Source organism: Vibrio sp. 05-20-BW147, from assembly GCF_013369385.1.
Classification (GTDB): Bacteria; Pseudomonadota; Gammaproteobacteria; order Enterobacterales; family Vibrionaceae; genus Vibrio; species Vibrio floridensis.
In genome coordinates this window covers 50,237-66,104 of the sequence record NZ_SZTO01000020.1, presented here as the reverse complement: position 1 = coordinate 66,104, position 15,868 = coordinate 50,237, and the positions used below count along the sequence as shown (strand labels likewise).

General features: G+C 47.4%; 14 protein-coding genes. 9 read left to right on the top strand and 5 right to left on the bottom strand.

Annotated features, from left to right (window positions below; genetic code table 11):
- Positions 1–97 precede the first annotated feature (97 nt).
- Together FC652_RS16985 and FC652_RS16980 are read left to right on the top strand one after the other, a co-directional pair.
- A complete protein-coding gene (locus tag FC652_RS16985) occupies positions 98–1,354 on the top strand; it encodes a valine--pyruvate transaminase (protein ID WP_176299509.1) in 1,257 nt (418 codons plus the stop codon).
- A 92-nt stretch (positions 1,355–1,446) separates the two neighbouring features.
- On the top strand, positions 1,447–3,633 hold the full coding sequence (locus FC652_RS16980) for an EAL domain-containing protein (protein ID WP_217904660.1): 2,187 nt from the start codon (positions 1,447–1,449) through the stop codon (positions 3,631–3,633).
- On the opposite strand, the gene FC652_RS16975 is transcribed toward FC652_RS16980, so the two are convergent.
- The 5 genes from FC652_RS16975 to dnaA form a co-directional block, all read right to left on the bottom strand.
- Entirely contained in the window at positions 3,614–4,048 is a 435-nt protein-coding gene (locus FC652_RS16975) for an Hsp20 family protein (protein ID WP_176299508.1), read from the bottom strand. The genes FC652_RS16980 and FC652_RS16975 overlap by 20 nt on opposite strands.
- Positions 4,049–4,531: 483 nt before the next feature.
- Complete coding sequence (gyrB, locus tag FC652_RS16970; RefSeq protein ID WP_176299507.1) at positions 4,532–6,949, bottom strand: DNA topoisomerase (ATP-hydrolyzing) subunit B; 2,418 nt, start codon at positions 6,947–6,949, stop codon at positions 4,532–4,534.
- Between the two features lie 18 nt (positions 6,950–6,967).
- Positions 6,968–8,047, bottom strand: coding sequence for a DNA replication/repair protein RecF (gene recF / locus FC652_RS16965; protein WP_176299506.1), 1,080 nt, complete (start codon positions 8,045–8,047; stop codon positions 6,968–6,970).
- A gap of 9 nt (positions 8,048–8,056) precedes the next feature.
- Positions 8,057–9,157 (bottom strand): DNA polymerase III subunit beta, encoded by a 1,101-nt coding sequence (dnaN, locus tag FC652_RS16960; protein WP_017789607.1) that lies wholly within the window; start codon positions 9,155–9,157, stop codon positions 8,057–8,059.
- Between the two features lie 60 nt (positions 9,158–9,217).
- The gene (dnaA, locus tag FC652_RS16955) at positions 9,218–10,624 is read right to left on the bottom strand and encodes a chromosomal replication initiator protein DnaA (RefSeq protein WP_176299505.1); all 1,407 of its coding nucleotides are present in this window, start codon (positions 10,622–10,624) and stop codon (positions 9,218–9,220) included.
- Between the two features lie 312 nt (positions 10,625–10,936).
- Here dnaA and FC652_RS16950 point away from each other — a divergent pair, with 312 nt between their 5' ends.
- The 7 genes from FC652_RS16950 (at position 10,937) to yidC (ending at position 15,761) form a co-directional block, all read left to right on the top strand.
- Positions 10,937–11,689: an amino acid ABC transporter substrate-binding protein gene (locus FC652_RS16950; RefSeq protein WP_176299504.1), complete on the top strand. Its 753-nt coding sequence runs from the start codon at positions 10,937–10,939 to the stop codon at positions 11,687–11,689.
- Between the two features lie 82 nt (positions 11,690–11,771).
- Positions 11,772–12,443: an amino acid ABC transporter permease gene (locus FC652_RS16945; protein ID WP_176299503.1), complete on the top strand. Its 672-nt coding sequence runs from the start codon at positions 11,772–11,774 to the stop codon at positions 12,441–12,443.
- Positions 12,440–13,177, top strand: coding sequence for an amino acid ABC transporter ATP-binding protein (locus FC652_RS16940; protein ID WP_011079038.1), 738 nt, complete (start codon positions 12,440–12,442; stop codon positions 13,175–13,177). Before FC652_RS16945 ends, FC652_RS16940 begins: the two co-directional genes overlap by 4 nt.
- 227 nt (positions 13,178–13,404) lie before the next feature.
- Positions 13,405–13,545: a 50S ribosomal protein L34 gene (gene rpmH / locus FC652_RS16935; RefSeq protein WP_011079039.1), complete on the top strand. Its 141-nt coding sequence runs from the start codon at positions 13,405–13,407 to the stop codon at positions 13,543–13,545.
- A gap of 46 nt (positions 13,546–13,591) precedes the next feature.
- Positions 13,592–13,915, top strand: a complete 324-nt coding sequence (gene rnpA / locus FC652_RS16930; protein ID WP_013572637.1) for a ribonuclease P protein component — start codon at positions 13,592–13,594, stop codon at positions 13,913–13,915.
- Positions 13,882–14,139, top strand: coding sequence for a membrane protein insertion efficiency factor YidD (gene yidD, locus FC652_RS16925; RefSeq protein ID WP_072599185.1), 258 nt, complete (start codon positions 13,882–13,884; stop codon positions 14,137–14,139). Before rnpA ends, yidD begins: the two co-directional genes overlap by 34 nt.
- A 2-nt stretch (positions 14,140–14,141) precedes the next feature.
- Entirely contained in the window at positions 14,142–15,761 is a 1,620-nt protein-coding gene (gene yidC, locus FC652_RS16920) for a membrane protein insertase YidC (RefSeq protein ID WP_176299502.1), read from the top strand.
- Positions 15,762–15,868: the final 107 nt, after the last annotated feature.

The window sequence follows — 15,868 nt, the reverse complement described above, 5'->3', positions numbered from 1 at the left end:
TACATTCAGGTATGTTCAACTATTACTCTATCAGCCAGCAACGTACTGGCCATTTAGGCACACAAAAGCAATCACAATGAATTAGGTATAACAACAAATGCAGTTTTCAAAATTTGGCGAAAAATTTAATCAGTATTCTGGAATAACCCAATTAATGGACGATTTGAATGATGGCCTGCGCACACCGGGTGCCATCATGCTCGGAGGAGGCAACCCAGCCGCTATCCCAGCCATGCTCGAATACTTTCACCAAGCCAGCGAAAACATGCTCTCTAACGGCGAATTGCTTGCAGCACTGGCAAACTACGATGGTCCTCAAGGTAAAGATGTCTTTGTTAAAGCACTGGCACGCTTACTCAAGGAGACCTATGGTTGGAATATCAGTGAAAAGAACATCAGTTTGACCAATGGCAGCCAAAGCGGCTTTTTCTACCTGTTTAATCTTTTTGCTGGTCAACAACCCGACGGCTCACATAAAAAAATCTTGCTACCGCTGGCGCCAGAATACATTGGCTATGCCGATGCGGGGATTGATGAAGACATTTTTGTCTCTTACCGTCCTGAGATTGAGCTGCTCGATAATGGCTTGTTCAAATACCACGTGGATTTCGAACAACTCAAAGTGGATGAATCTGTCGCTGCGATTTGTGCCTCTCGCCCAACCAATCCAACCGGTAACGTACTGACAGATGAAGAAATTCGCAAACTGGATCAGTTGGCCAGAGACAACCAGATTCCCCTCATCATTGATAACGCCTACGGTTTACCCTTCCCAAACATGATCTTTGAAGATGTCGAACCATTTTGGAATGAAAACACCATTCTGTGCATGAGTTTGTCCAAACTGGGGCTCCCTGGGGTTCGCTGCGGCATCGTGATTGCGAATGAAACCGTGACCCAAGCCCTGACCAATATGAATGGCATTATTAGCCTAGCTCCTGGCAGCGTTGGCCCCGCTCTCGGTCACTACATGATAGAGAAGAAAGATCTACTGCACCTCAGTTCAGAGGTGATTAAACCGTTCTACCAACAAAAATCTCAACGCGCAGTTGAACTGCTCCAAGCCGCCATGCCCGATGATCGCTTTCGTATCCATAAACCGGAAGGCGCAATTTTCTTATGGTTGTGGTTTGACGCACTTCCTATCACCACCATGGAACTGTACCAACGCTTAAAGGCTCGAGGCGTGTTGATCGTGCCAGGGGAATACTTCTTTATTGGCCAAGAAGATAATTGGGAGCATGCCCATCAGTGTTTACGCATGAACTATGTACAAGATGATGAGCTCATGCAAAAAGGCATTGCAATCATTGCTGAAGAGGTCAATCGCGCCTATTCTGAAAGATATTCATAATTCTAAAACCATTAAATGATGAAAGCCGCTTTGCTTATCTAAATGGGTAAACTGGTATTCATCTTTGTTTATCTGTCATTTGGTGTACATGGATGAATACCTTTCTCAATATAAAGCATCCTCTCATTGCGACGTTGCTCTTATTTGCATCGATACTCTCAATTACTTTGTGGATTATCCATTTAGTGACCGCCACCAATTTGCGCGAAAAAGAGCTGTTGGTGAGCCAAGTCGCGATGACTCAAGCAAAAAACTTAGAGAAAGAGCTGCACACTGCATTGATCGCCTCCACGCAAATTCTTGCCGTCGAAGTGATTCAAAACAACGGTAACATGGATAATTTTGAAGAGTACGCTCAAGAGGTCCTTTCCTTAAGTAAAGTGATCACCAACGTTCAATTGGCACCGAATGGCATCATTCAATCCATTTACCCTCTCGCTGGCAACGAAAAAGCCATTGGCCACAACTTACTCAAAGACGATGCAAGAAAGAAAGAGGCGCTGAGTGCCGTGGAGTCAGGCAAGCTCACCCTCGCTGGCCCCTTTACCCTAAAACAAGGGGGCGTAGGCATGGTTGCTCGTCGGCCCGTGTTTCTTAAACAGCAAGATAAAAGCGAGTTTTGGGGATTTGTCTCCGCGCTGATTTTGTTAGAAAACTTAATTGCCAGTAGCGATCTGCAGGAACTACAGAAAGATAATCTGCATTTTCAACTCTCGCGCACCCACCCCGACACTAACCAAATGGATGTCTTTTATGGTGAGTCGATATCTCAAGACTGGATCAGCAGCCAGGTCACCATTGACGTGCCCAACAACCAATGGACGCTCATCGTTGGTCTACCACAAAGCCAGCAACTGTATGGCTCTGCGTTAATTCAATTGGCCATTGCTTTCATAGTCAGTGGCTTCGCCAGTTTTTGCTTTTTTTACTACGTCACACTACCGAAGAAGCTGCAACACGCCGTCGAACAAAAGACATTTCAGCTCAAAAAGCTGGCCAATACTGACATGCTTACTGGATTGGACAATCGGCGAAAATTCACGGATGTGCTTAACCAGATTCTACAAAAACCAGACGCACTGGCGCATTGCCACGCCCTGCTATATCTCGATATCGATAACTTCAAGCAGATCAATGACCAACTGGGCCACTATGTAGGAGATCAAGTACTAAAAGTCGTGGCCCAACGCTTGTGCCACCACGTTTCCGATGCGCAATCGATCACACGAATCAGTGGTGATGAGTTCGCCGTTATCCTTGAATATCAAGAGATCGACAGCCTCAAAGCGCGTCTTTCTGCACTGATTGTCGCACTATCACAACCGTGTGAACACATTCCGAACTCTCATCGCCTAACCGTCTCCATCGGCGTCGTGCTTATTCCACAAGATGGCCAAGACCTCACGCTACTGATGCAACACGTGGATTTTGCGATGTATCAAGCCAAGAGCCAAGGTCGCAACCAATATTGTTTCTTTGATAAGTTCATGAAACTCAGAGACGATGAAAAAATCCAACTCGTTGAAAGTTTGAAGATCGCTATTGAGCAAAATCAGTTTGTGCTTCATTACCAACCTATCTATGACATTCGATCGCACCAGATACATTGCTATGAAGCTCTCGTCCGTTGGCTGCACCCAACGAAAGGTTTACTCTATCCCGCAAGCTTTATTGAGCTTGCAGAGCAAAGCGGCTTGATCAATGAGATTGGTGATTGTGTCCTTGCTCAAGCCTGCCAATTTATTGCACAAGCAGCACCAGAGAAACCGATCGTGTCGATCAACATTTCCGCCAGCCAACTGTCCGATCCTCAACTCTTTGAACGGTTTATCGGCATTATCCAGCAGTATGGCGTAGATGCGCATTCGCTGAAGTTTGAGCTGACCGAAACCACCTTGATGCAGAACATTCAGTCCTGTACCAATATCTTGCTCAAATTTAAACAACTGGGTATACAGATAGCGATTGATGATTTTGGTACGGGTTACTCGTCATTAGCTGTGTTGAAAGACGTGCCAGCCAACTATTTAAAAATTGATAAGTCGTTTATCGACCAAATCAATTCCAATACTGGCGATCAGAAAGTCGCGCAAAGCATCATTACTTTGGCGCATCATCTTGATATGCAGGTGATAGCGGAAGGGGTTGAACAGATTGAGCAAGAAGAGTTACTTGCTCAATTTCAATGTGATTTTGGGCAAGGCTACCTGTTTGGTCGCCCTGCCCCAGTCGACTCGCTGCTATTTAACAGCACAGACATCAGTTCTCGAGCAGTTTAGTGCCACCAATGGCAATTTTACGTGGTTGCATCGCTTCTGGAACTTCACGCACCAAATCGATGTGCAGTAAACCATTTTCCATCGATGCGCCCACCACTTTGACGTAATCCGCTAGCTGGAATTTACGCTCAAAGTCGCGCTCGGCAATGCCTTGATAAACGTAGTTTTTGCCGTCTTCGGCTTTGCGTTCACCCTTCACGATCAACATGTTTTCGTTTTGCGTCAAATCGAGTTGATCTTCAGCAAAACCTGCAACGGCCATCGTGATGCGGTAGTTGTGCTCATCTTTTTGCTCAATGTTGTATGGAGGGTAACCGCCAGAACTGTTTTTGGCTGCGCTGGCTTCCATCAGGTTGAACAGACGGTCAAAACCAATCGCATTACGGTATAGTGGTGAGAAATCTACATTACGCATAATCCTATCCTCTTTTAAGCAATAGTCTTAGCCCAGATAAACCTATCTTGTTGGCGTGTTTATGCAAGAAAACGCCGAGCTAAGGGATTCGATAATCCACTCCACAGCCCAACTTTTGGGGACGGGGACATGGTGTCGAATCTAGAGTCAAATTGAGTACTAAACTTCAGTATCCTCTCTTGAGCGATCTGGTTTAGCGATGCCAGAGGCGCTGTTCTTCTCTTGTTGAGCAAGCTAGCCATCCCTCTTCTTAACTAGATATAAGGTCTGGAAATGGGGATTCAAGGGATCAGAAAAAGAATTTTCAGTCTTCGTTTCTAGGGTCTAGGGTCTAGGGTCTAGGGTCTAGGGTCTAGGGTCTAGGGTCTAGGGTCTAGGGTCTAGGGTCTAGGGTCTAGGGTCTAGGGCAGTTTTTCCTAGCCTATGTAAAAATGCCACCTCTTGCGAGGTGGCATTTCATTAATTTTGATCGCGTCTTATCGACTACACGTCTAGGTTTGCTACCTTCAAGGCGTTTTCTTCGATGAAGTTACGACGTGGTTCAACTTGATCACCCATCAAGGTCGTGAACAGCTCATCAGCACCAACGGCATCTTCAATGGTCACACGCATCATGCGACGAGTTTCTGGATCCATGGTGGTTTCCCAAAGCTGATCTGGGTTCATCTCACCCAAACCTTTGTAGCGTTGTAGGCTCAAACCACGACGAGATTCCTTAATCAACCACTCAAGCGCACTTGCAAAGCTGTTCACGGTTTGAGTACGTTCACCACGCTGAATATACGCACCTTCTTCGATCAAACCATCCAGCGCATCCGCCAGCTCTGCCAGCTTCTGGTATTCTTTCGAGTTGATCAGATCCACGCTCAGTGGGTACTCGTGCATCACACCGTGGGTACGAACCACAATCTTCGGTGAGAACAGTCCGCGCTCTGCATCGTGTTCGATTTCAAAGCTGTATTGGCTTGCGCCCACTTCTTTGGCGTTCAACTGAGTAACCAGTTGCTCTGTCCATGCTGCCATTGCTGCTTGATCGGCAAATTGTGTTTCGCTGAGGCGCGGAACATAAATCAGTTCATGAATCAGTGCACGTGGGTAACGACGGCTCATGCGATCCACCAGCTTGATCGCTGCATTGTATTGCTGAACCAGTTTCTCCAGTGCTTCACCGGCCAATGCTGGTGCGTCTGGGTTCACGTGCAGTGCTGCGTTATCCAATGCCAAGGAAATTTGGTACTGGTTCATCGCATCTTCATCTTTAATGTACTGCTCTTGTTTGCCTTTCTTCACTTTGTACAATGGTGGCTGAGCGATATACACGTAGCCACGCTCGATAAGCTCAGGCATTTGACGGTAGAAGAAGGTCAACAGTAGCGTACGGATGTGCGAACCATCGACGTCCGCATCGGTCATGATGATGATGTTGTGGTAACGCAGTTTGTCTGGGTTGTACTCGTCACGACCGATACCACAACCTAGTGCAGTGATCAGCGTTGCGACTTCTTGAGAAGAAAGCATCTTGTCGAAACGCGCTTTTTCTACGTTTAGAATCTTACCTTTTAGCGGTAGGATTGCTTGGTTCTTACGGTTACGGCCTTGTTTTGCGGAGCCGCCTGCCGAATCACCCTCCACTATGTAAAGTTCAGACAGCGCAGGATCTTTTTCCTGACAGTCAGCCAGTTTACCTGGAAGGCCAGCAAGGTCTAACGCCCCTTTACGGCGTGTCATTTCGCGCGCTTTACGTGCGGCTTCACGCGCACGTGCGGCGTCGATAATCTTAGAACAAACGGTTTTCGCTTCGCTTGGGTGTTCGGCCAAGAAGTCGTTCAGTTTGTCTGCCATGAAGGATTCCACTGCGGACTTCACTTCACTAGAAACCAGTTTGTCTTTGGTTTGGCTTGAGAATTTTGGATCCGGCACTTTTACTGAAACAACAGCGGTCAAACCTTCACGCGCATCGTCACCAGAAGTCGCGGTTTTCGCTTTCTTCGAGTAGCCTTCTTTGTCCATGTAGCTGTTCAGTGTGCGCGTCAATGCCGCGCGGAAACCCGCTAAGTGGGTACCACCGTCACGCTGTGGGATGTTGTTGGTAAAACAGTAGATGTTTTCTTGGAAGCCATCGTTCCACTGCATCGCCACTTCCACCGCAATACCGTCTTCACGCTCGGCGTTGAAATGGAATACTTTTTCATGGATGGGGGTTTTGTTGCGGTTCAAGTGAGTGACGAACGCTTGAATACCCCCTTCATACATGAAGTGATCTTTCTTATCTTCTTCGCGCTCATCAAACAGTTTGATCGACACGCCAGAGTTCAGGAAAGAGAGTTCACGTAGACGCTTCGCTAGGATGTCATAATGAAATTCGATGTTGGTGAAGGTTTGTGCACTTGGCCAGAAACGTACCGTGGTACCGGTTTTTTCAGTATCGCCGATAACAGCAAGCGGTGCATCAGGTACACCATGACGATAGGTTTGGCTATGAACATGACCACCACGATAAATCGTCAACAGCACTTTTTCAGACAGTGCGTTTACCACCGAAACACCTACACCGTGAAGACCGCCAGACACTTTGTAAGAGTTGTCGTCAAACTTACCGCCAGCGTGCAATACCGTCATGATAACTTCGGCAGCAGACACGTTCTCTTCTGGGTGCATTTCGGTCGGGATACCACGGCCATCATCGCTAACAGAAACTGAGTTATCCTCATGAATCGTGACTACGATATCTTTACAGTGGCCTGCTAAGGCTTCATCAATTGAGTTATCCACCACCTCAAAAACCATGTGGTGCAGACCGGTGCCATCATCTGTGTCCCCGATGTACATACCCGGACGCTTACGTACCGCATCCAGACCCTTCAGTACCTTAATACTCGATGAATCGTAATTGTTCGACATGAGTTACTCTCTCATTATTTATCCTTGCTCGATTACACCCTGCTCCACATGAAACAGTCGGCCAGAGTCATCGCGCATGTCGCTGATCTGGTTTTCCGTAATCGAACTTACAAAAACTTGAGCCCCCGTCTGTTTCAAGCAATCAGCAAGACGCTTGCGACGTTGACTGTCTAATTCAGAGGCAAAGTCATCTATGAGATAGACGCATTGCTTACCGGTTTTTTCCGTTAGGTGCTGGCCTTGTGCCAAGCGGAGCGCACACACCATTAATTTCAATTGGCCACGCGATAACACATCTTCCACCGGGGTGTTGTTCACTTTTATCCGTAAATCGGCCTTGTTTGGCCCGCTAACGGTATAGCCTAGCGTTTGATCGCGCTCGAAATTCTCTTCCAGTATTTGTTGGTATGGGGTTTCTTTTTCCCAGCCACGATAATACTTCAATTGGATATGAAATTCTGGCAAAAATTCTTGGCACAATTGTTCCGCTTTGTTTTGCATTTGGGCAACGTAATCGGCGCGCCATTGGCTAATCAACTCGGCCAAACGTGCCATTTCCTTATCCCAATAACTCAGCTCTTGATAGCTCTTTGCCGACTTCAACAACGCATTACGTTGTTTGTTGAGGCGCTTAAAACGCCCCCATGCATCGTAAAACGCGGGCTCGGTATGAAACACGCCCCAATCAATAAACGCTCGACGATGCTTGGGCCCATCCGTTAATAAATCGAAGCCTTCGGGATGAATCAATTGCAATGGCAACACTTGTGCTAGCTGCGCTAACTTTTGCCCAGATTGACCGCCTATTTTAACCTCTGTTGTGCCATCGCGCTGCTTATTAATGCCGATCGGTAGCTCAAATTGATCCGAGTTCAAAAAACGACCATGGACAAACAGTTGATCACACTCATTTTGAATCACGCGTCCGGTCAAAGCACTTTTAAATGAGCGCCCATGACCGAGCAAATAGATGGCTTCCAAGACACTGGTTTTGCCACTGCCATTCGGACCAATAAGAAAGTTAAAGCCTGGCGACAGTGCAATGTCGCAGGCTTTGATATTACGAAACTGCTGAATAATCAGACGAGAAAGCGGCATTCAATCAGCTTATAGACGAATTGGCATAACCACGTACATGGCGCTGTCATCATCGACATTTTCAACCAGTGCACTGGCGTTGGCATCCGACATTGAGATTCGCACTTGTTCACAACGCAAGGTGTTCAGCACATCCAATACGTAGCTAACGTTGAAGCCAATCTCAATCGCTTCACCCTCGAAGCTCACGTCCAACATCTCTTCCGCTTCTTCTTGCTCTGGGTTGTTGGCGGTAATGCGCATTTCAGTGCCTGCCAAGTTAACACGAACGCCACGGAATTTTTCATTCGACAAAATCGCCGCACGAGAAAACGCTTGGCGTAATTCATCACAACTTGCTTCCAGTGTTTTGGTTGTGTGTTGTGGCAATACGCGACGGTAATCCGGGAAACGACCGTCCACCAGTTTAGAAGTAAAGACAAAATCGTTTACTTCGGCGCGCAGATTTGAGCTACCAATTTGCAGCGTGACGGGTTGCTCTGGTGTATCCAGCAGTTTAACCAGCTCTTGCACACCTTTACGCGGTACGATGATCTGCTTTTGTGCGAAATCAGCACTCAATGGCGCCTGCGCCACAGCCATACGGTGACCATCGGTCGCGACACTGCGCAGTGTGCTGCCCTCAATTTCAAACAACATGCCATTGAGGTAGTAGCGTACGTCTTGGTTGGCCATCGAGAATTGTGTTTTCTCAATCAGTGCGCGCAATTCGCCCTGAGTGAGAGAGACTTCCACTTCACTTTGCCAATCTTCAATATTCGGAAAATCATTGGCAGGTAATGTGGCCAACGAAAAACGGCTACGCCCAGAGCGCACTTGCACGCGATCGCCTTCCAATACAAACGTGATCACTGCATCGTCGGGTAATCCACGGCAGATATCAAGAAACTTGCGCGAAGGAACCGTAATGCTGCCCGCTTCAAACTCCCCTTCCAAGGTCACTTTACTGATCAGCTCCACTTCTAAGTCCGTGGCGGTCATTGACAGTTGACCATTTTCAACGTTGATCAGCAAATTCCCGAGGATCGGTAGCGTTGGTCGCCCACCGAGTGCACCGGAAACCTGTTGAAGGGGTTTAATAAAATGACTACGTGCGATAGTAAATTTCATGCTTGGCTCTTTACGCTGTCCGCTTCAATAAAGTGTTTAGAATTGTGTCATTCTAACCGATTAAGACGACAGGGTGCGAATCAAGTTAGAGTAATCTTCTTTAATATCGTGGCTCTCTTCACGCAGCTGCTCAATCTTACGACACGCGTGCAGCACGGTGGTGTGGTCACGGCCACCAAACGCATCGCCGATTTCCGGCAAGCTGTGGTTGGTAAGCTCTTTGGCCAATGCCATGGCTAATTGGCGAGGACGCGCAACCGAGCGAGAACGTCGCTTAGAGAGCAGATCGGCCACTTTAATCTTGTAGTATTCCGCCACCGTCTTTTGAATGTTGTCGATGGTCACCAGCTTCTCTTGCAGTGCCAATAGGTCACGCAGTGCTTCACGCACAAAATCAATGGTAATTGGGCGGCCAGTAAAGTTGGCATTGGCGATCACGCGGTTTAATGCCCCTTCTAGCTCACGAACATTAGAACGCAGACGCTTAGCAATAAAGAACGCCACTTCATCGGCAAGGTGAATTTGGTGATCTTCCGCTTTCTTCATCAAGATCGCCACGCGGGTTTCCAGTTCTGGCGGCTCAATTGCCACCGTCAACCCCCAACCAAAGCGTGATTTCAGGCGATCTTCTACCCCATTGATCTCTTTTGGATAACGGTCCGAAGTCAGAATGATCTGTTGGTTACCTTCCAATAGCGCATTAAAGGTATGGAAGAACTCTTCCTGCGAACGCTCTTTGTTGGCAAAGAATTGAATGTCATCGATAAGTAAGGCATCCACACTGCGATAGTAGCGTTTGAACTCTTCAATTGCGTTATTTTGCAGGGCTTTAACCATGTCTTGCACAAAACGCTCAGAGTGCATGTAAACCACTTTGGCGTTGGGCTTGTTATCAACAATGGCGTTGCCAACGGCGTGCAACAAGTGAGTTTTACCTAAACCGGTGCCGCCGTATAAGAACAGTGGGTTGTACGCCCCACCTGGGTTATCCGCCACCTGACGTGCCGCCGCCAAACCCAACTGGTTCGACTTACCTTCCACAAAATTATTGAACTTATGCTTTGGGTTCACATTTGAGCGGTGATTGATGTCAGCGATCGCTTGAGCATCATCATCCCAAGTTTTGTGTACTGGCTTACGTGCTTGCAATTGTGCGGGTGCCGACGATTCGGCCGCCACATCCGCTGGCGTACGCGTTGGCGCAGGTTTTGCCGCTGCAATAGGACGGCTCCCCACTTCAAAACGCAAACTCGGAACATCGTTACCACAATACTCTTGCAGTAAACGATTAATGCTATTGAGGTATTTGTCTCGCACCCAATCCAAAACAAAGCGATTTGGGGCAAACAGAGTGAGCGTATTGTCATTGAGCTCCGCTTGTAACGGGCGAACCCACATACTGAATTCTGTAGCTGGTAGCTCTTCTTGAAGCCGTTGCATACACTGCAACCAAAGCGAAGATGACACGGTGCCCCCACTGAGTACGAAATTAATCTGAAAAGATTGGCAATTTTACCTGTTGATAACCAAGATCGCCAGTGATTGATCGACGATCCAGTGAATAAGATCCAAGTTATTCACAATAATTTCGCTTGATTTTTGCGGATCAACACACCTTGCCCAATGATTACCCACAAGACGATCCACTTTTCCACGGATCTTGGCATTTTATCCCCAAGACCCTCTATTCATCTGGTTATGGTTAATAACAACTAGTTATTTATTCTATTGAGATAAATCACATTAACATCACCTCCCATAAAGATAAGGAGTCACAAGATGAATAACTGGATTAAAGCGAGTATTGCTGCCATCGCGCTTTCTGCAGCAACTTTTCAGGCGGTTGCCGAAGAAGTGGTTAAAGTGGGCATGTCTGGCCGCTACTTTCCTTTCACCTTTGTAAAGCAAGACCAACTGCAAGGTTTTGAAGTGGATATGTGGGATGAAATTGGTAAACGTAACGGCTACAAAGTTGAATACGTGACCGCAAACTTCTCAGGTCTGTTTGGTTTACTTGAAACGGGTCGCATCGATACCATCTCCAACCAAATCACCATGACGGATGCGCGCAAAGCCAAATACCTTTTTGCTGACCCTTATGTGGTAGACGGCGCTCAGATCACCGTACGCAAGGGCAATGACAGCATCAAAGGCGTTGCAGACCTCGCTGGTAAAACCGTTGCGGTCAACCTAGGCTCAAACTTTGAACAGCTATTACGCGATTACGATAAAGACGGCAAGATCAATATCAAGACTTACGATACCGGTATCGAGCATGATGTTGCGTTAGGACGTGCCGATGCCTTTGTGATGGATCGCCTATCAGCACTAGAACTGATCAAGAAAACCGGTTTGCCACTACAATTGGCTGGTGAACCATTTGAAACCATCGCTAACGCATGGCCATTTGTGAACAACGAACGTGGCGTGAAGCTGCAAGGTGAAGTAAACAAAGCCCTTGCTGAGATGCGTGCCGATGGCACAGTTGAGAAAATCTCAATCAAATGGTTTGGTGCCGACATTACTAAGTAACCTGATATACTGCTCGTCACAGCTTTTGTTCTTTAAGGTGGAATTCGCATTCCACCTTTTGTTTTCTTTAAAGGTAACTGGTATGGGATTTGATTTTAACTACATGCTAGAGCTGCTGCCGATACTGCTCAAATACCTCGGCACCACCATGGAAATGGCTTTTCTAGGTCTTATTTTCTCTCTGGCCTTAGCCATTATGCTCGCTAATATTCGCGTATTTCGCATACCGATTCTGGATCCACTGAGCCAACTTTATATCAGTTTTTTCCGCGGCACACCGCTGCTGGTACAACTGTTCCTACTTTACTATGGCTTACCTCAGATCTTCCCAATCATGGTTGGACTCGACGCGTTCAGTGCCGCTGTTATCGGTTTAACACTGCATTTTGCTGCCTACATGGCCGAAAGCATTCGCGCCGCGATTATTGGCATTGACCGTAGCCAGATGGAAGCCAGCTTGTCGGTAGGCATGACCACCTCTCAAGCGATGCGTCGCATTATTTTGCCACAAGCGACTCGCGTTGCTTTACCGTCGTTGATGAACTACTTCATCGACATGATCAAATCCACCTCTTTGGCTTTTACACTAGGCGTGGCGGAAATCATGGCCAAGGCGCAAATGGAAGCCTCCTCAAGCTTCCGCTTCTTTGAAGCCTTTTTGGCCGTCGCACTCATCTATTGGGGTGTCGTACTGGTGCTAACCCGAGTGCAAATTTGGGCCGAGAACAAACTGAATAAGGCGTATGCGAGATGATCAAATTAGACAATATCCACAAACGCTTTGGCGACACAGAAGTACTCAAAGGCATTGATCTGACCATCAACCAAGGTGAAATCATCGTCATAATTGGTTCAAGCGGTACTGGCAAGTCGACCTTGCTGCGCTGTGTTAACTTTCTAGAGCAAGCGGACCAAGGCAAAATCACCATTGATGACATCAGTGTCGATAGCCAACAACACACCAAAGCCGAAGTGCTTGCGCTGCGCCGCCGCACTGGTTTCGTGTTTCAAAACTACGCGTTATTTGCCCACATGACGGCGCGACAAAATATTGCCGAGGGTTTGGTCACCGTTCGCGGCTGGAAAAAAGAAGACGCTCTGAAACGCGCGCAGCAAATCTTGGACGACATTGGTCTGGGAGAAAAAGGCGACAGCTACCCAGCAGCCCTTTCGGGTGGCCAGCAACAGCGCGTCGGAATTGGCCGCGCCATGGCGCTACAGCCCGAACTGTTGCTTTTTGATGAGCCAACCTCAGCATTGGATCCAGAATGGGTTGGAGAAGTCCTCTCATTAATGAAGAAGTTAGCCAACCAACACCAAACGATGCTGGTGGTCACCCATGAGATGCAATTTGCCCGAGAAGTGGCGGATCGCGTGATCTTTATGGCAGAAGGCAAGATTGTTGAGCAGGGATCTCCACAGGATATCTTTGGAAATCCACAGGATCCTCGCTTACAAAAATTCCTACGCCAAGTAGGAATGGAGTAAAGATCCCGACAAAGATCGCGAGATCCTTGAGATTTTACTCACACTCCGTATAATCGCCCGACGGATTTGTTGATACACCACAAAGATTGACACTTTGTGTGACTGTGATTACAATTCCGCCTCTTTGTTGAGAGGCGTCGGTGAACTCTTCTTTATATAGAGAAGAAAACAGACCCACGCCGGGTTAACTTAGAACCTAAAACTACTGATCAGTAAAGGTAATAACAATGGCTACTAAACGCACTTTTCAACCTTCAGTTCTAAAGCGCAAGCGTACTCACGGTTTCCGTGCACGCATGGCGACTAAGAACGGTCGTAAAGTAATCAATGCACGTCGTGCGAAAGGCCGTGCGCGCCTGTCAAAATAATCATTAGCTTATTTTGAATACGTACGCGTTCAATCGGGAGTTACGTTTGTTAACTCCCGAGCATTATCAAAACGTCTTTCAGCAAGCTCATCGAGCTGGCTCTCCTCATTTCACTATCATTGCTCGCAATAATAACCTTTCTCATCCTCGTTTAGGCTTGGCTGTACCCAAGAAGCAAATCAAAACTGCCGTTGGTCGCAACCGATTCAAACGCCTAGCCCGTGAAAGCTTTCGTAACACACAACATCAACTTCCCAATAAAGATTTTGTTGTGATCGCCAAGAAAAGCGCGCAAGATTTGAGCAATGAGGAACTGTTTAAGTTGTTTGATAAGCTATGGCATCGCCTGTCTCGCCCCTCGCGTGGTTAACAATCGGACTTGTCCGTCTTTATCAAGGTCTTATCAGTCCTCTCCTTGGACCGCGCTGTCGTTTTACTCCAACCTGTTCTACATATGCCATAGAAGCGTTGAAAGCTCACGGTTTTGTAAAAGGGTGTTGGTTATCAGGCAAACGTCTATTAAAATGCCACCCTTTGAATGAAGGGGGCTTTGACCCCGTTCCACCAGTCCAAAAACAAGACAGAGATAAATAACGATGGATTCTCAACGTACTCTCCTGGTCCTGCTTCTGGCGCTGGTTTCTTTCTTGCTGTTCCAACAGTGGCAAGTCGCAAAGAACCCAGCCCCTCAAGCCGTTGAACAGGCTCAAACAAGCAACACTTTACCTGCACCATCTTTTGCTGATGAACTGGACCCAGCGCCAGCGCAACAAGCGTCAGCAAAACTCATCACGGTAACAACGGATGTGTTGACTCTGTCAATCGACACTGTTGGTGGTGATGTTGTGGCTGCGGATTTGAACCAATATTCTGCAGAGATGAATTCTGCGAATGCCTTCGAGCTTCTTAAAGATACTCAAGGTCATCAATTCATCGCACAAAGTGGTTTGGTTGGCCCACAAGGCATCGACCTTAGCAGTGCAAATCGCCCAAGTTACCAAGTGGGCGCAGACAGCTTTACTCTGGCTGACGATCAAAACGAATTGCGTATTCCAATGACCTACCAAGCGAATGGTTTGGAATACACCAAAACCTTTATCCTTAAGCGTGGCAGCTACGCGATTGACGTTGAGTTCGATGTGGTCAACAAATCTGGCAACAACGCAACGTTAGGCATGTACGCCCACCTTCGTCAAAACCTGATGGACGCGGGCGGCAGCATCACCATGCCAACCTACCGTGGTGGCGCTTACTCAACCGAAGATACTCGTTATAAGAAATACAGCTTCGAAGATATGCAAGATCGCAATCTGTCTCTTACTCTGACCAATGGTCAAGGTTGGGCTGCGATGATCCAGCACTACTTCGCTGCGGCGTGGATCCCTCGCAACGAGCCAGGTGCAAACCTATACACTCGCGTGATTGGTAACATGGGTGACATCGGTGTTCGCATGCCAAACAAAACCATTGCGGATGGCGATAGCGCTCACTTCCAAGCAACCCTTTGGGCAGGTCCTAAACTGCAAGACCAAATGGCAGAAGTCGCACCAAATCTTGACTTGGTTGTCGATTACGGCTGGTTGTGGTTCATCGCGAAGCCACTGCATTGGCTACTGTCTGTTATCCAAAGCTTTGTGGGTAACTGGGGTGTGGCGATCATCTGTCTAACCTTCATCGTTCGTGGTGCAATGTACCCACTAACGAAAGCACAGTACACCTCAATGGCGAAGATGCGCATGCTACAGCCTAAGCTGCAAGCAATGCGTGAGCGCATCGGTGATGACCGTCAGCGTATGAGCCAAGAGATGATGGAACTGTACAAAAAAGAGAAAGTAAACCCACTTGGTGGCTGTCTTCCTCTCATTTTGCAGATGCCTATCTTTATCGCACTGTACTGGGCATTGATGGAATCAGTTGAGCTGCGTCACTCGCCATTCTTCCTATGGATTCACGACCTTTCAGCGCAGGACCCATACTACATCCTACCGCTATTGATGGGTGGTTCGATGTTCCTAATCCAGAAGATGAGCCCAACGACCGTGACCGATCCTATGCAGCAGAAGATCATGACCTTTATGCCGGTGATGTTTACCTTCTTCTTCCTATGGTTCCCATCAGGTCTGGTTCTATACTGGCTAGTATCGAACATCGTAACTCTGATCCAGCAGTCTTTGATTTACAAAGCACTGGAGAAAAAAGGCTTACACACCAAGTAAGTAATAAAAACAGAGTAAAGAAAGGCGGCCAAAAGGTCGCCTTTTTGTTTTGAGCTGATTACAATTCATCTCATTGATTCATCGACCAAACCATGGGTCGGAAATAA